The organism is Nocardia sp. NPDC057353 (genome assembly GCF_042667085.1).
In the GTDB taxonomy this organism is placed as follows: Bacteria; Actinomycetota; Actinomycetes; order Mycobacteriales; family Mycobacteriaceae; genus Nocardia.
Genome location: NZ_JBHVAK010000060.1, coordinates 1 through 20,745, shown reverse-complemented (window position 1 = coordinate 20,745; position 20,745 = coordinate 1). Strand labels below are relative to the sequence as shown.

Sequence of the window (20,745 nt, the reverse complement as noted above, 5' to 3'; positions counted from 1 at the left end):
TGAGCCGCAGTTCAATCTGGCTGCGCACCCTACTGCGCAATCGAGTCGAGCCGCCGCTTGCGGCGATGCGATATAGGCGTTAGTCCGCGGCGGGGGCGGGCAGCGCGGCCACCAGGCGGGGGACGGCGAGTTCGCGCTGCCAGGGGCGCGCGGCGCCCGCGGCGAGAAACGCTTCGACCGCGTCGGCCAGCGTTTCGGACTCCTCGTACGACGAGATCCCGTCCCAGCACAACCGACGGACCAACTCCGGCGACAGCAGGTTCTCGACCGGAACCGAGTGCTCCTCGGACAATTCCCCCATCGCCGCCCGAGCACGAGCCAACCGCGCGGCAGCGACGGGATCCCGCCGCTCCCACCGATTGACCGGCGGCGGCCCGTCGTACGGCTGCGCCGTCGGCGGCAACTCCCCGTCGGCGAGCGCCCGCGCCCGGTCCACCGCCCCCAACCACTCCCGCGAGTACCGCCGCTGCCGCGGCCCCCCGAATACCGGCAGCGCACGCAACTGCGCGATGTTCCGCGGATCCGCCGCCGCGGCCGCCACGATCGCCGAGTCCGGCAGGATGCGGGAAGGCGCCACGTCCCGGCCCCGAGCCAGCTCGTCCCTGGTCACCCACAGCTCCCGCACCACGGCCAACTGCCTGGCCCGCCGCAGCGTGTGGATCCCGGAGGTGCGCCGCCACCGATCCGGCCGCAGCGGCGCCGGCTTGCTCAACCGCACGTGCTCGAACTCCTGCGCCGCCCACTCGCCCTTGCCCTGCGCCTCGAGCTCCGCCGCGACCGCGTCGCGCAGCTCGAGCAGCAGCTCGACGTCGAGCGCGGCGTAGTTCAGCCACTCCGCGGGCAGCGGCCGGGTGGACCAGTCGGCCGCCCCGTGCCCCTTGCGCAGCCCGCGCCCGAGCAGGTTCTCCACCATCGCCGCGAGTCCGACCCGCTCGAAACCGGCCAGCCGCCCGCCCAATTCGGTGTCGAAGAGGGTGTGCGGGTGCAGCCCGAGGTCGGCGAGGCCGGGCAGGTCCTGGTCCGCCGAGTGCAGTACCCACTCCAGCCCGTTGACGGCGTCGGCGAGCGGCCCGAGCGCGTCGGTCACCGGGATGGGGTCGATCAGCACCGTGCCCGCCCCGGCCCGGCGCAACTGGATCAGGTAGGCCCGCGCGGAGTACCGGAATCCGGAGGCGCGCTCGGCGTCGACGGCCAGCGGGCCGGTGCCCGCGGCGAGCCGGGCGGCGGCCGCCGCGACCTCGGCGGGAGTACCGAGCACGGGCGGCAGTCCGTCGGCGGGGGCGAGCAGAGGCTCCGCGGGGCTGTCGTCGGCTACCGGCATAGCCCAGAACAATACGTGGCGGTCAGGTCCGTTCGTGATCGATGTGCGGCTGCGGTGGCAAACTCGTGATCCCGGCCGGTGGCAGCCCCGCCGAGTAGGCCAGCACCTCGCAGAAGGCCTCCACGTGGCCGCGCATCTCGGCGGTGACCGCGGTCCAGGACGCCCGCAGCTCCAGCTGGTGCGCCCGCGGCGGCCCGGCGATGTCGCCGTACCGCACCGAGCTGGTGCTGGTCACGGTGCCGCCGAGCGCGGTGAAGGGGTCCGGTCTGGATTCCAGCGCGTCGACCAGCCAGCTCCAGGCCACCTCGGGGAGCAGCGGGTCGGTGGCGAGCGAGGCGTCGATGTCGGCCTGCAGGTAGGCCACGAGCCGGAACGTGCCGTGCCAGGTCTCGTCGCCGTCCGGGTCGTGCAGCAGGATCAGCCTGCCGAAGGCGTCGCCCTCGGAGTCGGTCGGGACGGTTGCCGCGTCGGGGTGCGCCACCTCGGCGCCGAGCGCGTAGGAGTACGGCGCCAGCCGCTGCGGCGGGCGAATGGGCGCCAGCTCGATCCGAGGATGCACGGTTGCGGACCCCATCGCTTCGACCGCGGCGCGAAAGGAAGCGGGTTCGCCGGCCGGCTCTTCGGCCGGTGCGGCGCCCTCGCGGAAGTCGAGCGGTGTCACACCGACCGACGGTAGACGGTGACGTTTCGCCGCGGGCGGAGGCGCGCCGCCTACGATGGCGGGGATGAGTACGCACACCCGCCGCCGGTTGTCCGATGCCCCCTTCCTGGCCGCCGCGACCGGCGCCGAGCCGAGCCGAAGGCCCGTCTGGTTCATGCGCCAGGCGGGCCGGTCGCTCCCGGAGTACCGGGAGCTGCGCAAGGGCATCGGCATGCTCGAGTCCTGCTTCGACCCGGAACTGGTCTGCGAGATCACCATGCAGCCGGTGCGCAGGCACGGCGTCGACGCCGCGATCCTCTTCTCCGACATCGTCGTTCCGCTCAAGGCCGCTGGCGTCGACCTGGACATCGTGCCCGGCGTCGGACCGGTGGTCGCGCAGCCGGTGCGCACCGTCGCCGACGTGCGGGCGCTGCCGCGGCTGCGGCCGGAGGAGGTGGGCGCGGTGAGCGAGGGCGTCCGGCTGCTCACCGCCGCGCTCGGTACCACCCCGCTGATCGGCTTCGCGGGCGCGCCCTTCACGCTCGCCTCCTACCTGGTCGAGGGCGGGCCGTCCAAGCACCACGAGCGCACCAAGGCCATGATGTACGCCGACCCGGAGACCTGGCACGCCCTGCTCGGCCTGCTCACCGACGTCACCATCGCCTTCCTGCGCGCGCAGATCGAGGCCGGGGTGGACGCGCTGCAGCTCTTCGACTCCTGGGCGGGCGCGCTCTCCGCCGCCGACTACCGGCGCTACGTGCTGCCGCACTCCGAGCGGGTCTTCGCCGAGCTGGCCGCGAGCGGACTGCCGCGCATCCATTTCGGCGTCGGCACCGGCGAGCTGCTCGGCGCCATGGGCGAGGCGGGCGCCGACGTGGTCGGGGTGGACTGGCGGGTGCCGCTCGACGAGGCGGCGCGCCGGGTCGGGCCGGGCAAGGCGCTGCAGGGCAACCTGGACCCCGCCGTCCTCTTCGCGGGCTACGACGCCGCCGCCACGCAGACCAGGCGGATCCTGGACGAGGCCGACGCGGCCAAGGCGCTCGGCGCCACCGGGCACATCTTCAACCTGGGCCACGGCGTGCTGCCGGACACCGATCCCGGCGTCCTCACCGCCCTCGTGCAGCTGGTGCACGAACTCTGAGCCGGGTGCGGCTACCGTCGATGCCATGAGGATCGCGGTGGCCGGTGGTGGGATCAGCGGACTGGTGGCGGCCTACCGGCTGCGCACCCTGCTCGGCGCGGCGGCGCGGATCACCGTGCTGGAGGCGAGCCCGCGCGTCGGCGGGGTGCTGCACACCGGCGAATTGGCCGGTGGCCCGGTCGATCTCGGCGCGGAGGCGTTCGTTGGGCGGCGGCCCGAGGTGCCCGCGCTGCTCGCCGAGCTCGGGCTCGACGACCAGCTCGTCACGCCGTCCGGGCTGCGGCCGCTGGTCTGGGCCGGGGGGCGGGCACACGCGCTGCCGGAGCGCACGCTGATGGGCATTCCGTCCTCGGCGGAGACGCTGCGCGGGCTGGTCGACGCGGCCGGGCTGGAACGGGTCCGCACCGAGCCGGAACGGCCGCTGGAGTGGGTGGCCGGCGGCGATGTCGACGTGTACTCCCTGGTGGCCGAGCGGTTCGGGGCGCAGGTGGCGGAGCGGTCGGTGGACCCGCTGCTCGGCGGGGTGTACGCGGGGAGTTCCCGATCGATCGGGGTGCGGGCCGCGCTGCCGCAGCTCGCCGCCGCGCTGGACCGCGGCGCCGCGAGCCTCACCGCCGCGGTGACCTCCGTGCTGCCGCCGCCCTCCACCGCGCCGGTCTTCGGCGGGCTGCGGGACGGGTATCGGGTGCTGCTGGACGCCCTGGCGGCGCGGGCCGGGGCCGATATCCGCACCGGTGCCGCGGTGCGCTCGCTGGCCCGCACCGAGCACGGGTGGGTGCTCGACCCGATCGGCGAGGTGGACGCCGTCGTGCTCGCTACCCCCGCGCCGGTCACCGCGCGGCTCCTCGCGCCGGTCGCCCCGGAGGCGAGCGCCGCCGCCGGGGCCGTCGAGCTGTCCTCGTCGGTGGTCGTGGCGCTGTCGCTGCCCGGCGACACCGCGCTGCCGGAGAACTCCGGCGTGCTGATCGCCACCGGGGAGGGGCTGCGCGCGAAGGCGTTCACCCTGTCCAGCCGGAAGTGGCCGCACCTCGCCGCGCGCGGTGGCGCGCTCGTCCGCGCCTCGTTCGGGCGGTTCGGTGATCCGGGGCCGCTCTCCTGGACCGACGAGGAACTCGTCGCCGCCGCCGTCGAGGATCTGGGGCTCGTGACGGGTGTGCCCATCGTCCCGGACGGGTTCGCTGTGCAGCGCTGGCCCGGTGGGCTCGCCCAGTACGCGCCGGGGCACACCGAGCGGATCGCCGCCCTGGAGTCCGGCGTCGCAGACCTCCCCGGCCTCGCCGTCGCCGGTGCTTACCTCCATGGGGTGGGCGTCCCCGCCTGCGTGGCCTCCGGCACCGCCGCCGCTACTCGCGCGGCCGCCGTCCTCGTCTGAGCGTTCGCCTCCGGCGGTATGTCGCCCGCTTCGCGCTCGACCGAGTTGTCCGCTCGTGGACGTCGGACCGGATGTCCGGACGCGTGCGGGCGCGCAGCCGCTGAGCGCTGATCTGTCGCGCGCGCATATCAATCGAGCCCGCCGATCGGTCGAGCCCGCCGATCAAGTCGAGCGCGCCGATCGGTCGAGCGCGGAGCGGGCGATTCGGGGGACGCCGGGACCGGGTGGGGCGATGGGGCGCACACCCCGCACTACGGGCGCGGTGCGGGTGGCACCATGGACCCATGGCACGACTCGATTACCAGGCCCTCAACTCCACCATCCGGTACCTGATGTTCTCTGTGTTCCAGGTGCGCCCCGGAGTGCTCGGCGACGACCGCGAGGCCGCCCTGAAGCAGGCGCGAGCCTTCTTCGAGGGCCTGGACGACCGCGACGTGGTACTCCGCGGCATCTACGACGTCTCCGGCCTGCGCGCCGACGCCGACTTCATGCTCTGGACGCACGCCGAGCGGGTCGAGGACCTGCAGACCGTCTACGCCGACTTCCGCCGCACCACCGAGCTGGGCAGGGCCAGCACCCCGGTGTGGAGCAATGTCGCGCTGCACCGCCCCGCCGAGTTCAACAAGAGCCACATCCCGGCCTTCCTGGCCGGCGAGGAGCCGGGCGCCTACATCTGCGTCTACCCGTTCGTGCGCTCCTACGAGTGGTACCTGCTCCCGGACGAGGAGCGCCGCAAGATGCTCGCCGACCACGGCAAGGAAGCCCGCGGCTACCCGGACGTGCGCGCCAACACGGTCAGTTCGTTCGCGCTCGGCGACTACGAGTGGATCCTCGCCTTCGAGGCCCCCGAGCTGCACCGCATCGTCGACCTCATGCGCGACCTGCGGGCCACCGAGGCCAGGCTGCACGTGCGCGAGGAGATCCCCTTCTACACCGGCCCGCGGGTGGAGCTGGAGGCGCTCGTCGCGGCGCTGCCCTGAGCGGACGTCCCAGTTCGGGTACCCGAGGTTTTCGGGGCGTGCGCACCCGGCACACCGCTCGCTACCCTTCGGACGGCGCCGCGCCGATCCCGTGTGCCGAGCCGCTGTCCGAGGGGTGCGGCGACGGGACGCGGAGATCGACCCCGCGCCGCTCCACCGTCGGGCCGCGACGGGCGCGCTGGTCAGGTGCCGGATGCGCCCCCCGCGAGCTCTCACCGCGGCCGGTTCAGGCCTACGGCTGCGCGGGGTGCAGGGTGAGCGCGATCGAGTTGATGCAGTAGCGCTTGTCGGTGGGGGTGTCGTACCCCTCGCCCTCGAACACGTGGCCCAGGTGGCTGTGGCAGTTCGCGCACAGCACCTCGACCCGGCGCATGCCGAGCGTGTCGTCGGCGCGCAGGATGACGGCGTCCGAGTCGGCGGGGTCGAAGAACGAGGGCCAGCCGCAGTGCGAGTGGAACTTCTCGGTGCTGCGGAACAGCTCGGAGCCGCAGGCGCGGCAGCTGTAGACGCCCTCGGTCTCGGTGTCGGTGTACTCGCCGACGAAGGGCCGCTCGGTGGCGGCCTCGCGGAGCACCGCGAATTCGGCGGGGTTCAGCTTGGCCCGCCACTCCTGCGGGGTGAGCTGGATACGCGGAGCGGGAAGCGACGTCTCGGCATCGGTCATACCCCGAGGTTAACCGCGTGCCGCTCGGCGTGTCTCCGGCGCAGGTGAGCCGTCCCGGCGGTCAGGTGCGGTGGCCCGCGGGAACCTCGGCGGTCGGCGGGGCGGGCTCGGCCGTCGCGGCCGGGTCCTTCGCGGCGGCCGGGCCCGCGGCGCCGGTGCCCTCCGCCCGCTGCGGGTCGCCCACCGGGCCGCGCGGATCGGGTGCGGTGCGCATCCAGTCCTGGTCCAGCCCCTTGTCCAGGGTCCCCGCGGCGCGCGCCGCCAGGTACCGGTCGGCGAGCACGCAGAACACGACCAGCAGCAGCAGCCCCCAGCCGAAGGTGATGCGCAGGTACTCCAGGTTGCGCCCGATGTCCTGCCAGCGGTCCGAAAGCCACTTGTCGTAGCTCATGAACCCGAAGATGGCGAGCCAGGCGGGCCAGTTGCGCAGCACCGAGTTCCGCAGCACCACCGTCATCAGGAACGGGAAGAGCATCATCGAGTAGTACATCTGGCCCAGCGAGGGCAGCAGGAACGACGCGGTCAGCAGCACACCCGAGGCGGTGCAGACGAAGAACAGCTCGTCCTCGCGGTAGTACCGGTACAGCAGCCACAGCGAGCCGAGCACGATCAGCCCCATGGTGATCCGCATACCCCAGGTCAGCCACGGTGGCAGCCCGTAGTACTCGGCATTGCCGGAGATCGCGCTGTTGAAGTAGTCGCGAGTCTCCATCAGGTACGGCCCGACGCGGGTGAAGAACTTCTCCGGGTCGACCATGAGCGGCCAGGCCGCGGCGGTCAGCGCCACCGGGACGCCCGCCGCGGTGATGAACACCTTCCACTGTCCGCGCGCCGCCGCTATCAGCAGCAGTGGCGCGAGCGTCGGTTTCACCGCGATCGTCAACCCCAGCACCGCGCCCGCCCACAGGTCGCGCCGGGCCAGGATCAGGTGCAGGAAGATCAGCTCACCGAGCAGCAGGCAGCCGTTCACATTGGTGAAGACCAGCGTGTTGATCACGGTCTCGGAGGCGAACATGGCCAGCAGCAGCGCGGGCGCGGCGACCGAGTTCAGGGTGTAGCGGAACAGCTTGAGCAGCAGGTACCAGGCGATCAGGATGGCGACCGCGTTCAACAGGATGAACAGCCAGCGCGACTTCTCGTAGTCGATGATCGCGACCGGGGCGATCAGCAGCGTGCCGCTCGGCGGGTACAGGTAGTGCGGATCGACGGAGTCGAAGTTGGCGGTGTAGACGGGGTTGCCGTTGAGAAACTGGAACGACGCGTTGTACACCGGCCGGTAGTCGTCGGTGACGAATCCGTTGACAGCCTTGATGAAGACCCGGTGCAGCACCGTCATGACCGCCAGCGGCCACAGGGCGAACCGGATCACCTCGGCGGTGGTGCGAGCCGTGCGTGGCTCGAGCTGTCGAAGGAGCACCCGGGCACGGTACACCGGAAGCGGGGCGCGGTGGTTGCCGGGACCGGCCCGGCGGCGGCTTACGCCCGGGTCAGGCGGGGCAGGCCGAGCCGTCCTGCGGGAGCCGCGCCTCGTTCAGGTACTCCACCACGGCGCGCTGCCCGCACCCGGAGCGCGCGCTCACCGGATGCCCCCAGCCCTGCCAGCGCAGCACCGCGGTGCGGGCGCCCGCACCGGCCAGCGCACCGGTCACCGCGGCCTGCCCGACCCCGCCCGCCACCGGGTCGGCGGCGCCGTCCAGTACCAGCACCGGGAGCTCGAAGTCGGCGAGCGCCGCGGGCGGCGACCCCACCGGCCAGGCGGAGCAGGTGAGCAGCCCCAGCGCGGCGCTGCGGCCGAACACCGGGTACTTGCCGCCCCACTCCGCGGCGAGCTCGACGGCCCGGCTCGGCGGCGGTGGCTGCCTGATGTCGGCGCAGCGGTTGACGAACTCGCCGTCGTTGGCGATCGCCGCCGACTGCCGCTGGCTCAGCGCGAGCAGCGGGCCGCGGTTGCCGCGCCCGGCGGCGGCCAGCGCGTCGGCGAGCTCGGGCACCCGGTCGGCCTGGTCGGCGCGCGGGCTGCCGAGGAAGCCGGTGAGCGCGGTGGTGACGGCGCTCGCGGAGAGCTCGCCGAGCTGCCCGGCCGCGGCCCGGTTCACCAGGTCGGTGACGGCGGCCCTCGGGTCGGGGCCGAGCGCGCAGTTCAGCGCGGCGCAGCGCTGCGCGAACGCGGTGAGCGCGGCCTCCGCGCCCTGGGCGCGCTGCTCGGCGACGGTGGTGGCGTCGGCGCCGAGGCTGGTGGGGGAGTCGAGCACCAGCCGGGCCAGGCGGTCGCCGAACTTGCGGGCGTAGGCGACGGCGACCTCGGCGCCGTTGCCGGTGCCGAGCAGGTCGATGTGGTCGACCTGCCACTCCCGGCGCAGCTGCTCGATGTCGTCGGCCGCGTGCCCGACGTCGAAGGTGTTCTCGTACGGCTGCAGGAAGTCCCGGCAGGCGATGGTGCCGTCCTGGCTGAACTCGACCAGCGCCTCGGCCTGGGCCGCGGCGTCGCCGGGCGACGAGAACTGCGCGTTGTCGGCGAAGCCCTGGCGCACCGCGGCGGGCAGGCAGTCCACCGGCTGCGAGGTGCCGATCCCGCGCCGGTCCACCGCGACGATCGGGCGGGTGGCGAGGATGCCGTTCGGTGCCCCCGCCACCAGTGCGGCGAGCGTGGCGGAGGAGGCGCGGTCGGCGCCGGAGGTGAGGACCAGCGGGGGCGCGTCCACCGGGGTCTGCGGGAGCCGGGCGCGCACCGCGCCGTTGCGGAAGTTGCCGATCACCGTGCCCGCGGTGTCGATCGGGGTGGAGTACTCGGCGCACTCCAGGACGACGCCATTGGGCGGCGCGCCGAGCCCGAGCTGGTCGAAGGTGCCGCGGGTGCAGTCCGACCAGGGCAGGTCGGTGGTCGGCACGGCGGCCCGCGGCGGGGCGGCGGGCGCGGCCGACGGGTCCGCCCCGCCGGGCGCCACCGGGTGCTCGACGGCCACCACGGGCCGATCCGACGGCCCCGCGCCGCAACCGGCGAGCACGAACGTCAGGGAGGTGGCAAGCACGGCGGCCCGGGTCCAGCGCATGCGCTACAGCCTGCCGTATCCCAGCGCTTCTTTCACGAACGGGGTTTCACCGTCGGCCGGGGCGGCCGACCGGACCGGCCGTGACCTGGACGCGCCGGATGCCCGCGGCCGCGATGGTCAGCGGCGGGCCCAGCGCGTCAAGACGGTCCCGTCGTCGTCGAGCAGCACGTGCCGCCGCACCATGGGGTGCGCGGACTCGCCGGGGGACAGCGCGATTCGCCCGCCGGAGCCACCGACCAGGACCGGCGCGGTCGTCACGCACAGCTCGTCCAGCACGTCCGCGTCGACCAGCTCACCGACCAGGTGCGGCCCGCCCTCGCAGAGCACCCGGTACAGCCCCAGCTCGGCCAGCGCGTCCAGCAGCCCGCGCGGGGTGACCGCATGGGTGCCCACCTCGACCACCTTCGCCCCGGCCGCGATGAGCGCCGCCACCCGCTCCGACGGCGCGGAGGCGGTGGTGAGCACGATCGGCGGCACGTCGGTATCGGTGCACAGCCGGGATTCCGGGTCCAGCGCCGCGCTCGCCGTCACCACCGCGATCGGCGGCGGCGCGCCCTCGACGTCGCCGCCGTAGCCGAGCGCGGCCAGCGCGCGCCGCCGCTCCGGGTCGGTGGCCGCGCCGCCGTAGTTCTCCGCCCGCACCGTCCCCGCCCCGACCAGCACCACGTCGGCCAGTTCGCGCAGCACCCCGAACACCCGGCGGTCCGCGGGCGTGCCGAGCCCACCGGAGACGCCGCCGCTGGTCGCTGCGCCGTCGATGCTGGAGACGAAGTTCGCCCGCACCCACGGCGCGTCGAGCCTGCGGGGGTAGCGGTAGAGCCGCGCCAGCTCGTCGTCGTCGACGGCTGTGAGCTGGATCGCATTGTGCGTACGCTGCATGGGGACAGCTCACACCACATCTCTAGGCTTCGTCCATGCCAGCACGCCTCGTCGACCGCCACCCGGAGGTCCCGGCCGACCAGCTCGTCGCCCAGATGGTGCCGCCGCCCATGTTCGACGAGGTCAGCTTCTCCTCCTACATCCCGGACCCGAACGAGCCGAGCCAGGCCGCCGCGGTGCGCAAGGCGGAGGAGTTCGCGGGCGAGATCGCGCGGATCACCAGGGCCGCGGGCAAGAAGAGCCTGTTCGGCAAGAAGAAGCAGGTGAACGGCGCCGGGCTGTACCTCGACGGCGGCTTCGGCGTCGGCAAGACGCACCTGCTGGCCTCGGTCTTCCACAGTGCCCCCGCGCCGAAGTCCTTCGGCACCTTCGGCGAGGTGACCAACCTGGTCGGCGCGCTCGGCTTCGCCACCACCGTCGAGCGGCTCTCCGGCAACAGCGTGCTCTGCATCGACGAGTTCGAGCTGGACGACCCGGGCGACACCATGCTGGTCTCCCGGCTGCTCACCGAGCTCTCCGCGGCGGGCGTCTCGATCGCCGCCACCTCCAACACGCTGCCCGGCCAGCTCGGCGAGGGCCGCTTCGCCGCCCAGGACTTCCTGCGCGAGATCAAGAAGCTCGGCTCCATCTTCGAGGCGGTCCGGGTGGACGGCCCCGACTACCGGCACCGCGACCTGCCCCCCGCCCCCGAGCCGAGCGCCGCCGAGGCGCTGCGCGAGCGCGCCGCCGCCACCCCGGACGCCACCCTCGACGACTTCGACGCGCTGCTCGCCCACCTCGCCACCCTGCACCCCTCCAAGTACGGCGCGCTGATCAGCGGGATCTCCGCGGTCTTCCTGGAGAACGTGCGCCCGGTGACCGACCAGGCCGTCGCGCTGCGCGTGGTGGTGCTGGCCGACCGGCTCTACGACGCGGGCACCCCGGTCACCGTCTCCGGCGCCAAGCTGGACGAGATCTTCGCCGCCGACATGCTCGAGGGCGGCTACCGGAAGAAGTACCTGCGCGCCATTTCCCGCCTGCTCGCGCTCTCCCGCTTCGAGGTGCCGACCAGCTGACCCCGCGGCCGCCTACCATCGCGGGCATGACCACCTTCAGCACCTGGGACGGCCTGGAACTCAGCTACCGCGTGTGGGAAGGCGACGGCATCCCGATCGTGCTGCAGCACGGCGTCGTCGCCGACACGAACGCCAACTGGATGGGCACCGGCGTGGTGAACGCGCTACGCGCCACCGGCCGCCCCGTGGTCTCGCTCGACGCCCGCGGCCACGGCCGCTCGGCCAAGCCGCACGAGCCCGCCGCCTACTCCTGGCAGGCCATGGCCCGCGATGTGCGCGCGCTCTACGACGAACTCGGCGGCGAGCAGTTCGACCAGGTCGGCTACTCCATGGGCGCGGTGGTCTCGCTGCTGGTGGCGGGCGACGACCCGCGGGTGCGCAGGCTCGCGATCGGCGGCGTCGGCTCCGGGGTGGTCGACTGCGGCGGCGTCGACCGCCGGGTGGTCGACGCCGACGACCTGCGCGCCGCCATGGCGGGCGACGGCAGCGGCGCCACCGTGCGCGCCCGGCCGTTCCGGCTGCTCGCCGACGCCGTGCACGCCGACCGGGCCGCCATGGCCGCGGTGATGACCGGGCTGGACGAGCGCCCCATCGGCGACCTCGCCGACCTCACGCTCCCGGTCCTGGTGCTCGCGGGCGACGCCGACCCGCTCGCCGCGGAGCCGGAGCGGCTGGCCGCGGCGCTGCCGGACGCCAGGCTGGTCACCGTCCCCGGCGATCACCTGATAGCGGTCACCGCGCCGGACTTCCACCGCGCGCTCGTCGATTTCCTGGCCGCGGAGCAGGTTCCCGCGGTCTAGAAGCGCAGCCGCATGATGTAGTCGTCGTGCAGCTCCGCGCCGACCCGGAAGGTCTTGGTCCCGCAGCGCTCGAATCCGCTGCGGGTGTAGAACCGCTGCGCCCGCGCGTTGTGCTGGTTCACCCCGAGCCACAGCCCGGCCCCGCCCGCCTCCGCCGCATGCTCGAGCGCCGCCCGCATGAGCGCGTCCGCGACGCCGCTGCCGTGCCTGCCGGGCAGCACGTACAGCTTGCTGAGCTCGACAGCGGGGTGCAGGTCGACCGCCGCGGCGACGGCCGGGTCCGCGGGGGTGCCGACGTGCAGCATGGCGTAGCCGACGAGCTCGCCGTCCTCGGCGGCGCGCAGCACGATCCGGTCGTCGGCGCCGAGGTACTCCCCGAAGCGCTCCGCCGAGAGCATCTCCGCAAGGAAGATCTCGATGTCCTCCGGGGCTGTCCCCGGCGGGCAGGCCAGCGGAAACGTGGCCGCCGCGAGATCGCCGAGCGCCTCGGCGTCCCACAGCCCGGCGGGGCCGACGACGAGCGTCGTTTCACTCATCCGTCCAGTGAATCACGGGTGGGCCGATTGTCCGATCTCGCTTTCCTGGCCGCCGCGGCGTGCGGGTCCGGGGGAGCCGGTAGTCTCTGCCGCATGACCAGCAGGAGCCGTGTCGCGATCGTCGGCGCCGGAATAGCGGGTTTGGCCTGCGCGAAAGTGCTGAGACAGGAGGGTTTTCCGGTCGAGGTCTTCGACCGGACGCCGGATGTCGGCGGCGTGTGGAGCGCTACGCGCCGTTACCCCGGGTTGCGCGCCCAGAGCAGCAGCCGCACGTACCGGTTCTCCGACTTCCCGATGCCCGACGACTTCCCGGAGCGCCTCGACGGCGCGCAGATGCAGTCCTACCTCGACGGCTACGTGCGCCGCTTCGACCTGGGGCACGCGCTGCGGCTGAACACCGAGGTGGTCGCGGCCGACCCGGTGGACAGCGGCTGGCTGCTGGAGGTGCGCGACGGCACCGGCGTGCACCGGACCTCCTGCGACCACCTGATCATCGCCAACGGCGTGCACTCCGAGCCGCGGGTCCCCGAGTACACCGGCAGCACCGATTTCGCCGCCGCGGGCGGGCAGCTGGGGCACAGCTCGCTCCTCTCCGACCTGGAGGCGGCGCGCGGCCGGAACGTGGTCGTGGTCGGCTACGGCACCGCGGCCTGCGAGATCGCCGAGGCGGTCAGCCACGTCGCCGCCTCCACCACGGTGGTGGCCCGGCGGCTGCGCTGGAAGCTGCCGCGCCGCGCGGGCCGCTTCCTCGACGCCGAGCGGCTGCTGCAGAGCCGCTTCGGCGAGAGCCACTTCGGCTACCAGCGGCAGCGCCGCCCGGAGAAGTTCCTGAACGGCCCGGCGCGCTCGGTGCGGGACAGCAACCTCGACCTGGTCCAGGAGCGCGCCATCCGCAGCCTGCACCTGCGCGAGCTGGAGCTGGTGCCGAGCGAGCCGTTCGGCACCGTCGCGCACGGCACCGTCGACCTCGCGGTCGAGGGCTTCACCGAGCAGGTGTGGGCGGGCAGGCTCACCGTCGTCCGGGACACCGTGATCACCGCGCTCGGCGCGGAGAAGGTGCCGGTGGCGCACCTCTCGGACGGCCAGACCATCCCCGCCGACCTGGTCATCTGCGCGACCGGGTACCAGCAGCGGGTGCCCTTCCTCACCCCGTTCGTGCAGCGCAGGCTCACCGACGACGACGGCAACTTCCGGCTCTACCGGCAGATCCTGCCGCCCACCGTGCCGCGGCTGAGCTTCGCGGGGTACGGCGGCTCGGCGCTCAGCGCGCTCACCGCCGAGGTCGGCGCGCACTGGACCGCCGCGCTGCTCACGCACCGGCTGGAGCTGCCCGGCCCCACCGCCATGGGCGAGGAGCTGGACGAGCGGCTGCGCTGGCTCGGCGAGCGCACCGGCGGCGGCACGCACGGCACCGAGGCGGGGCCGTTCGGGGTGCACCACCTCGACGAGCTGCTCGCCGACCTGAAGGCCGAGTTCCCGGCCCGGCTGCGCTTCGCCCAGTGGTTCCGCCCGGTCACCCCGGAGGACCTGAAGGTGCTCGGCGCGCCGAAGCCGGAGCTGAACACGCAGCCGAGCCCGGTGGACCAGGTGCCCGCCGTTCAACACTGACCGGTAACGACCGGCGTGGCAACGCACCGGTAGCGGCCGGGATACGGGGATAATTCGAGAGTGGACCGGCTGGACATGAACCTGCTGGTGGCCCTGGACGCGCTGCTGGAGACCAGCAGCGTCACGCTGGCCGCCGAGCGGATGCAGACCTCGGTGCCCGCCATGAGCCGCACCCTCGCGCGGCTGCGGCAGGTGCTGGGCGATCCGCTGCTCGTTCGCTCCGGCCGCACCCTCGTCCCCACCCCGCGCGCGCTGGAGCTGCGGCACCAGGTGCACGGCCTGGTCGAGCAGGGCCGCGGGCTGCTCACCCCGCGCCCGCCCTTCGACGCGGGCACGCTGCGCCGCGGGTTCGCGGTGCGCGCGGGCGACGAGGTCAGGCCCGAGCTCACCGGCCCGCTGCTGGCCGCGGTCCGCCGCGAGGCCCCCGGCGTCACGCTGAACCTGGTGGCGAGCGCGGAGGACGATCCGCGCGCGCTCCGCGACGGCCGCACCGACCTGCAGACCGGGGTGATCGAGCGCAGCGACCCGGAGACCGTGCTGCACCGGCTCTACGGAGACCGGCTGATCGGCGTCGCCGCCGCCGACCACCCGCTGGTCACCGAGCCGGTCACGGTTGCCGCCTACGCCGCCGCCGAACACCTCAGCGTGAGCAGGCAGGGCCGGGTCCGGGGCGCCATCGACGACCGGCTCGCGCTGCACGGCCGCACCCGCAGGGTGATCGGCACCGTCCCCGACCTGACCACCGCGCTGCTCGCGGTGCGCGGCGGCACCGCCGTCTGCCCGGCGCCCGCCTCCGCGGTGACCTCGCTGCTCGGCCCGCTCGGGCTGCGCGCCTTCGAGATCCCGCTGCCGCTGCCCGAGGTGCCGATCGGCATGGCCTGGCATCCCAGGCACAGCGCCGACGAGGGGCACCGCTGGCTGCGCGAGCTGGTCGAGCGGCTGCTGCGCGCCCAGCAGGTGCCGGAGGCGCGGCCGCGGCGGCTGCGCGGGGCCGTGGCGAAGGCGTTCACCGGCGCCGCGCACGACGCCGCCGAGCGGATCGCCTGACTACCGCCGGTCCTGCTCGCCGGTGGGCGGGCCGAACGGCATGGCCGCCGCGGTGCGCTTGAGCTCGTCCAGCATGGCCTGCACCTTGTCCGCGTGCGCGGTCTCCTCGGCGGTGGCGCCGGTGAGGCCGGTGCCGAAATCGCCGTAGCCGGGGAGCTCGGCCGGAGCCTCGCCGTAGCCGGGGCGCTCGCCCGCGCCGGAGGTCAGGCCGGGGCGGCCGACCTGCTCGGTGTGCGCGTCGCCGGTCTGCCGGTCGGCGAACGGCGCGAAGTCGTCACCCTGCTCCGCCAGCGGGTAGTCGGCGGCCGGTGCCTGCCGGTAGCCGTCCTGCTGGCCGGTGAAGCCGTCGCGCAGCCCCTGGTCGTAGGCGGCGGCCACGGTCTCGCCCAGCCCGAGCGAGGTGCCGTTACGGCGGGGGCCGCTCCAGCGCTCCTGCTCACCGGAGCCGGTGAGCTCGGTGTGCTCCGGGGTGGCGGGCGTTTGGCTCGGCGTGGCGCCGGGCGGGGTCGGGGAGGGGGCCGCTCCGCGCTGCGGGAGCCGCCCGGAGGCGCGGCGCGCCTCGACCGCGGCGCGGAGTCCGGGGCCCGCGGGCTCCTCGTCGGCGCTCGGGGCGGCGGGCTCGGCCGGGAGCCGCGTCGGGAGGTGCTCGCTCGCGCCCGGCGAGCGGCGGGGGATGGGGGGAGTGGTGCCGGGATCGGCGGAGAGCCGGGGCGAAACGGCTGTTTCGGCCGGGTCCGCGACGCGCCGCGGCGGTAGGGGCTGCGGACCCCGCTCCGCCGCGTGCTGGATGGCGGCGGGCTGTGCGCCGGGGTCGGCCGAGAGGTGCGCGGGGTTCGGCTGCGCACCCCGCTCCGTCGAGCGGTGTGCGGGCTGCGCGCCAGGGTTCCCCGAGAGATGCGCGGGAGCGGGCTGCGCGACTGGCTCCGCCGAGTGTTGGGCGGGGTCGGGCTGCGCACCAGGTTCGGTCGAGAGGTGCACCGGAGTGGGCTGCGCACTCGGGTCCGCCGAGAGGTGCGCGGGGGTGGAGGTCTCGCCCTGGTCCGCCGCGAGCCTGCCCGCGGATTCCGCGCGGGCCTCCGCGATGCGCCGGCGGGACGAGCCCGCCGCGTAGCGCGGCCGGGGGACGCGCGGCGCGGAGATCTCGCCGGAAGCTTCCGAGCCCGACCCCGGCTGGGTGCCGCGTGCGGTGGGGCCGTACGCGCTCGCCGGCCGTTCGGCCGCGTGATTCTCCGAATTCCCGGCCGCACGCCGACCCGGCGCACCGGCATCGTCCGCACCCAGGCCCGGCTTCTCGGCGCTGTGCTCCGCGGCCCGGCGCCGCGGGACATCGGCATCCGCGCCCGGCCCGGTCCCGTTCGTCTCGGCTGCTCGCCTGCCTGCACCCGCAGGCCCGGTCCCGTTCGTCTCGGCTGCTCGCCTGCCTGCGCCCGCCGGATCGGCGCTGACCTCGGCTGCCCGCCTACCCGCGTTCGTGTCGGCCCGGTCCTCCACCTCCGCCGCACGCCGCCCGACCGACGGCGCGGAACCGTTTCCGAGGTCCGCGAGCCCGCTACTCGGCTCGTCACCGGTAACCCCGAGGCCCGCATCGGCCGGACCGTTCTCCGCCGCCCGCCGCCGCGGCGGCACAACCGCCCGACTCTCCTCGACCGCCCGCTCGGCGCGGACCACCGGCGCCTCGCCGGAAGCCGACCCGTCGTCCGCCGCGGCCCGCCTCCCGAGGCGCGCGGGCGGGCCGCCGTCCGCACGCACCGCCGCGTCTTCATCGCTCACCGCCGCGCGCCGCCCTCGACTCGACGGCCCGTCGCCTGCCTGCTGCCCCGCGTCGACCTCGTCCACGTCGATCGCGCGCCGCCGCCCACCCGCCGACGCCCCCTCGGCATCGACACTCCGCCGCCCACCGGGCTCCGGCGCGTGCCGCCGCCCGGTCCCCGGCGCGTCGGCGACGCTCTGCAGGGTGTCCAACCGGCGCCCCAGGTCGGCGACATCCCGATCGGTGCGGAAAGCCCAGGCCTCGATGGTGGCGAGCCGCGTCACCACATCCCGGTCGTCACCGGGGACCGGCACCGGCAGCGGCAGATCGACGCGCGCGGCGACCAGGTCCAGCTTCCGGCTCACCTCCCGCAGGGACTCCGCGATGTCGGACAGCATCGCGCCGATCGACTCGGCGCCGTCCTCGACGTGCTCCATCCAACTACCCTCTTCCCCGATCGGTCCGGCTGAGCGCGCGGCCGGGGAGATTCTAACGGTGTGGTCACGATGCCGTTCGGCAGGCGAAGCAAAGTCCGCCTCCGCGCAGCCGCGAAACGCCGAAAGGCGCTGGAGCAGTGCGTTTCCCCGGCGGCGCCCCCGTCGCAGAACGGCATTCTCGCCCGTGGACCCCCGGCGCGCCGCGAGGTGCCGGTTCGAATCCGTTGCGGTACAACAGTGATCATCCCGCCGCGGTCGCGGCGCACCCGGCCGCGGGTGCCCGGGGAGTGGCGAGATGCACCCGAGAGGGCGCACTCTGGTAGTGAGCGCGGGTGGCCCTGCCCGCGTGCAGCGCAGGGTTAGGGGTGTGGTCGAAGTGGCGCGCAGCGAGCAGCGGGTCGAGGCGCCGTCGTGTGGACGGCGCGCGCTGCTGGCCGAGCTCGGAATCTCCAACGGCCCGCGCCGCGCCCCCGGCGAACGGGTCGGGTACGGCTGCCGCTGCCCGGACTGCTCGCGCAACCAGTGGAACCTGGAACGCTTCAAGTACTGGCTGCGCGGCAGGCTGCTCGCGCTCGGCGCGGACGAGGCCGAGGTCGGCTTCCGCGTCGAGGGCGTCCCGGTGGACGTGTACTGGCGGATCGGCGAGCGGCGCTTCGCGATCGAGGTGCGCAGCGGCCCGCTGGACTGCACGCTCGCGCTGCAGCACACCCAGCGGCTGCGCGACGCCGGGCTGGCCGGGGTGCTGTGGCTCTGCCCGCCCGGTTTCTGGGTGGCGCACCTGCCCGCGCTCGGCATCCGCGACTTCGCGCCGCAGGCCTGCGACTACGAGGTCGAGAGCGGCATGTTCGACACCGCCTGCTCCGCCGTGGTCGCGGCCAAGCAGGGGCGGTACGAGCTGCGCGACTTCCTGGCGGGCTGGGTGGCGGGCGACATCGTGTGGGGTTATCGGGACGTCTCGACGGGAGGATGGGCGACGGTGAGCGACTGGGAGCACCACACCAGGACCCAGGCGGCGATCATCGCGCGCCAGCGCCGGGAGCTGGTCGACCAGCGGACCGCGCTGGCGGTCTCCAGGCAGACGGTCCGGGACAAGCAGAAGCAGATCGTCAAGCTGCACACCCGGCTGGAGCGGGCCGAGCAGACCCAGGAGGAACGCGCCGACGACCTGGCCCGCGCGCAGCGCACCATCGCCGACCACATCCGGCGCACCGACAGCCTGCGCGCCCAGCTGAAGACGGTCAGCCAGACGGTGAACCACTGGCAGCTCATCACCTGCTGCGCCATGCTGCTGATCGTCACCTTCATCGCCGCCGCGATGGTGGTGCGCTGAACGCGGTGGTGCGCTGAGCGCTCTCGCGGGTGCTGCGCCGCACGGATTCGCACCTCGGCCTCGTCCGCCCGGGAGCCCGCGTCGGCGAACCCGTCAGCTCGGGTCGGGCAACTGCTCCGCCGCCGCGGCGAGCCGGAACGGCGCCCGCTCCCAGCGCCACCCCTCGCGCACGACCAGCGTCGCCAGGTCGAGCAGCTCCAGCCCGCCCGCGGCCGCGGCGAACCCGGCCCATCCGACCGGCCCCTCGCGCAACCGCTCGACCAGCGCGTCCGGCGCTCCCACCGGCCGCGCCGCCAACTCGGCGACCCCGACCTCGCTCCCGGTCCACACCAGCCACCCCCACCCGTTGCGGTGCGCCCACGCCCGCAGCACCCGGGAGCGGACCCGGTTCGGGTGCAGCGCCACCCGGTTCAGCGGCTGCACGTCGATGAGCGCGACCCGCCCGTCGGTGCCGCGCACCGCCACGCCCGGATACAGCGCGACCCCCTCCAGCTCGACCGCGACCGGATCCTCCTGGAAGGTCTCCACCGCCGGGTCGGCGTCGAGCAGCCGCAGCAGCCTGGCCCGCAGCCCCGAGTCGAAGGCGACATCGCGGCCGACGCTGTCCAGGTAGAAGCGCCCGCGCCCGTCGTCGTCGGCGTCCGGGCGCGCGGACCGCACCGGCAGCGGCGCGGGCGACCCGCCGTCCGGCCACTCGACCCCGTCGAGCACGCCGTCCGCGACCGGGTCCGGCTCGTGCAGCCCCGCCAGCAGCCGCCTGGTCTTCTTCCGCCAGCCCAGGATCCGCTGCATGACGTAACCCGCGATCCGGCGCGCGTCCTCCTGCGGGTGCCCGGCCAGCCGCAGCCGCAGGTAGGCCAGCTCGTTGGCGGCCAGGTCGGCGTCGGTGGCGTAGATCTCCGCCAGCAGCGTGCGCACCAGGCGCTGGTCCGGCGTGCCCGGCGGGTAGTTGCGGGTGAAGACCGCGAACGCGGAGCCGCCGGGCGGGTGCTGGCGCAGGATGTGCCCGACCGCCCTGGTGTGCAGCTGCCTGGCCCGGTCCCGCGAGATGTCCTGGCGCAGCGCGATCCGGCTGAGCGTGGCGGGCGGCGCGGCCCCGACGCCGAGCCGGAGCGCGACGATCTCCGCCTCCCTGGCGCTGCGCTCCGCGTGCTCGGCGACGAGCGCGGCGACGACCTCGGCCATCTCCTCGTGGTCGAGCCCGACCGCCCCGGCGATATCGGCCTCGCCCCACTCCTCCGCGCGCACCGGCACCCCGCACCTCACCTCGCCTCGACCGGCCACAGCCTAGTCCCGGCCACCGACAGCCCCGCCCGCGTGCATGCGGGACGGCGCGTCGGGTAGCCGCCCGGCATGAGCACCGCGCTACTCGTCTACGGAATCGTGCCCGCCGAGCTGGAGCCGCGGCTGGACGGCATCGGCGACCCGCCCGCCCCCGTGCGCACCGTGCGCCACGGCGCGGTCGCCGCCCTGGTCAGCGAGGTGGACGACCGCCCGCTCGGCAACCCCGACGACCTGCGCGCCTACGTCCGCGTCGTGGACGGCGCCGCCGCGGACGGCCCGGTGATCCCGGTGCGCTTCGGCGCCGCGCTGCGCGGCCGCGAGGTCGTCGAGCGGACGCTGCTCGCCCCGCACGCGGAGCGGCTGCGCGCCACCCTCGACGAACTCACCGGCCACGCCGAGTACCTGCTGCACGGCCGCTACCGGGCGGACGGGGTGCGCGCCGAGATCGTCGCCGACGAACCGGTGGTCCGCGAGGCCGCCGACGGCGAGCCGAGCCCCGGTGCGCCCGGCGCCACCCTGGCCGCGCTCGCCGCCATGCGCCGCGCCGACGCCGACACCGCGCTGGCGGCGCTGCGCCCGCTCGCCGAGCAGTTCGTGGCGCGCAAACCCACCGAGGAGAGCGACGCGGTCGACATCGCCGTGCTGCTCGCCCGCGACCGGCACGACGCCCTCATCGAGGCGGCCCGTGAGCTCGCGGGCGAGTGGGCGGACCGGGTGGAGCTCACCCTGGCGGGCCCGCTCGCGCCCTGGGATTTCGTCACCGTGGACGCGGGCACCACCGGCTGATCGCCGCCCGCCGGCAGTGACGAGGAGCCCGGAAAACAGGTCAGCCCCGGTCTCTCGACCGGGGC

General features: G+C 74.6%; 18 protein-coding genes. 9 read left to right on the top strand and 9 right to left on the bottom strand.

The window, feature by feature from the left end; translation table 11 throughout:
* Positions 1 to 79: 79 nt before the first annotated feature.
* Positions 80 to 1,321 (bottom strand): HRDC domain-containing protein, encoded by a 1,242-nt coding sequence (locus tag ACFUUZ_RS25725; protein ID WP_378700474.1) that lies wholly within the window; start codon positions 1,319 to 1,321, stop codon positions 80 to 82.
* 22 nt (positions 1,322 to 1,343) lie between these two features.
* Positions 1,344 to 1,982: a DUF3000 domain-containing protein gene (locus ACFUUZ_RS25720; RefSeq protein WP_378700472.1), complete on the bottom strand. Its 639-nt coding sequence runs from the start codon at positions 1,980 to 1,982 to the stop codon at positions 1,344 to 1,346.
* Between the two features lie 55 nt (positions 1,983 to 2,037).
* Here ACFUUZ_RS25720 and hemE point away from each other — a divergent pair, with 55 nt between their 5' ends.
* The 3 genes from hemE to hemQ all read left to right on the top strand — a co-directional run bounded on the left by hemE (position 2,038) and on the right by hemQ (position 5,454).
* The gene (gene hemE, locus ACFUUZ_RS25715) at positions 2,038 to 3,102 is read left to right on the top strand and encodes a uroporphyrinogen decarboxylase (RefSeq protein ID WP_378700470.1); all 1,065 of its coding nucleotides are present in this window, start codon (positions 2,038 to 2,040) and stop codon (positions 3,100 to 3,102) included.
* Positions 3,103 to 3,127: 25 nt separating this feature from the next.
* Positions 3,128 to 4,474: a protoporphyrinogen oxidase gene (locus ACFUUZ_RS25710; protein WP_378700468.1), complete on the top strand. Its 1,347-nt coding sequence runs from the start codon at positions 3,128 to 3,130 to the stop codon at positions 4,472 to 4,474.
* Between the two features lie 284 nt (positions 4,475 to 4,758).
* The gene (hemQ, locus tag ACFUUZ_RS25705) at positions 4,759 to 5,454 is read left to right on the top strand and encodes a hydrogen peroxide-dependent heme synthase (RefSeq protein ID WP_378700466.1); all 696 of its coding nucleotides are present in this window, start codon (positions 4,759 to 4,761) and stop codon (positions 5,452 to 5,454) included.
* 232 nt (positions 5,455 to 5,686) lie between these two features.
* On the opposite strand, the gene msrB is transcribed toward hemQ, so the two are convergent.
* The 4 genes from msrB to ACFUUZ_RS25685 all read right to left on the bottom strand — a co-directional run bounded on the left by msrB (position 5,687) and on the right by ACFUUZ_RS25685 (position 10,047).
* Positions 5,687 to 6,118 carry a peptide-methionine (R)-S-oxide reductase MsrB gene (gene msrB / locus ACFUUZ_RS25700; RefSeq protein WP_378700464.1) on the bottom strand — a complete coding sequence of 144 codons (432 nt, stop codon included), beginning with the start codon at positions 6,116 to 6,118 and terminating at the stop codon, positions 5,687 to 5,689.
* A gap of 61 nt (positions 6,119 to 6,179) precedes the next feature.
* A complete protein-coding gene (locus tag ACFUUZ_RS25695; RefSeq protein ID WP_378700462.1) occupies positions 6,180 to 7,535 on the bottom strand; it encodes a glycosyltransferase family 87 protein in 1,356 nt (451 codons plus the stop codon).
* 70 nt (positions 7,536 to 7,605) lie between these two features.
* The gene (locus ACFUUZ_RS25690) at positions 7,606 to 9,168 is read right to left on the bottom strand and encodes an alpha/beta hydrolase (RefSeq protein WP_378700460.1); all 1,563 of its coding nucleotides are present in this window, start codon (positions 9,166 to 9,168) and stop codon (positions 7,606 to 7,608) included.
* A 117-nt stretch (positions 9,169 to 9,285) separates the two neighbouring features.
* Complete coding sequence (locus ACFUUZ_RS25685; protein ID WP_378700458.1) at positions 9,286 to 10,047, bottom strand: pyrimidine reductase family protein; 762 nt, start codon at positions 10,045 to 10,047, stop codon at positions 9,286 to 9,288.
* Between the two features lie 35 nt (positions 10,048 to 10,082).
* On the opposite strand from ACFUUZ_RS25685, the gene zapE reads away from it, so the two are divergent.
* Together zapE and ACFUUZ_RS25675 are read left to right on the top strand one after the other, a co-directional pair.
* Positions 10,083 to 11,102, top strand: a complete 1,020-nt coding sequence (gene zapE, locus ACFUUZ_RS25680; protein ID WP_378700456.1) for a cell division protein ZapE — start codon at positions 10,083 to 10,085, stop codon at positions 11,100 to 11,102.
* A 26-nt stretch (positions 11,103 to 11,128) separates the two neighbouring features.
* Positions 11,129 to 11,902, top strand: coding sequence for an alpha/beta fold hydrolase (locus ACFUUZ_RS25675; protein ID WP_378700454.1), 774 nt, complete (start codon positions 11,129 to 11,131; stop codon positions 11,900 to 11,902).
* Here ACFUUZ_RS25675 and ACFUUZ_RS25670 read toward each other — a convergent pair.
* The gene (locus ACFUUZ_RS25670) at positions 11,899 to 12,438 is read right to left on the bottom strand and encodes a GNAT family N-acetyltransferase (protein ID WP_378700452.1); all 540 of its coding nucleotides are present in this window, start codon (positions 12,436 to 12,438) and stop codon (positions 11,899 to 11,901) included. The two genes, ACFUUZ_RS25675 and ACFUUZ_RS25670, sit on opposite strands and share 4 nt — an antisense overlap.
* Before the next feature lie 156 nt (positions 12,439 to 12,594).
* On the opposite strand from ACFUUZ_RS25670, the gene ACFUUZ_RS25665 reads away from it, so the two are divergent.
* Both ACFUUZ_RS25665 and ACFUUZ_RS25660 read left to right on the top strand, forming a co-directional pair.
* Entirely contained in the window at positions 12,595 to 14,046 is a 1,452-nt protein-coding gene (locus ACFUUZ_RS25665) for a flavin-containing monooxygenase (RefSeq protein WP_378700449.1), read from the top strand.
* A gap of 60 nt (positions 14,047 to 14,106) precedes the next feature.
* Positions 14,107 to 15,093 (top strand): LysR family transcriptional regulator, encoded by a 987-nt coding sequence (locus ACFUUZ_RS25660; protein WP_378700446.1) that lies wholly within the window; start codon positions 14,107 to 14,109, stop codon positions 15,091 to 15,093.
* On the opposite strand, the gene ACFUUZ_RS25655 is transcribed toward ACFUUZ_RS25660, so the two are convergent.
* Positions 15,094 to 17,280, bottom strand: a complete 2,187-nt coding sequence (locus tag ACFUUZ_RS25655) for a hypothetical protein (RefSeq protein WP_378700444.1) — start codon at positions 17,278 to 17,280, stop codon at positions 15,094 to 15,096. It abuts the gene before it with no gap.
* 367 nt (positions 17,281 to 17,647) lie between these two features.
* Here ACFUUZ_RS25655 and ACFUUZ_RS25650 point away from each other — a divergent pair, with 367 nt between their 5' ends.
* Positions 17,648 to 18,610, top strand: coding sequence for a hypothetical protein (locus ACFUUZ_RS25650; protein ID WP_378700442.1), 963 nt, complete (start codon positions 17,648 to 17,650; stop codon positions 18,608 to 18,610).
* A 93-nt stretch (positions 18,611 to 18,703) separates the two neighbouring features.
* On the opposite strand, the gene ACFUUZ_RS25645 is transcribed toward ACFUUZ_RS25650, so the two are convergent.
* Positions 18,704 to 19,864 carry a hypothetical protein gene (locus ACFUUZ_RS25645; RefSeq protein ID WP_378700440.1) on the bottom strand — a complete coding sequence of 387 codons (1,161 nt, stop codon included), beginning with the start codon at positions 19,862 to 19,864 and terminating at the stop codon, positions 18,704 to 18,706.
* Between the two features lie 99 nt (positions 19,865 to 19,963).
* Between ACFUUZ_RS25645 and ACFUUZ_RS25640 the strand changes: the two genes are divergently transcribed.
* Entirely contained in the window at positions 19,964 to 20,680 is a 717-nt protein-coding gene (locus tag ACFUUZ_RS25640; RefSeq protein ID WP_378700438.1) for a GvpL/GvpF family gas vesicle protein, read from the top strand.
* Positions 20,681 to 20,745: the final 65 nt, after the last annotated feature.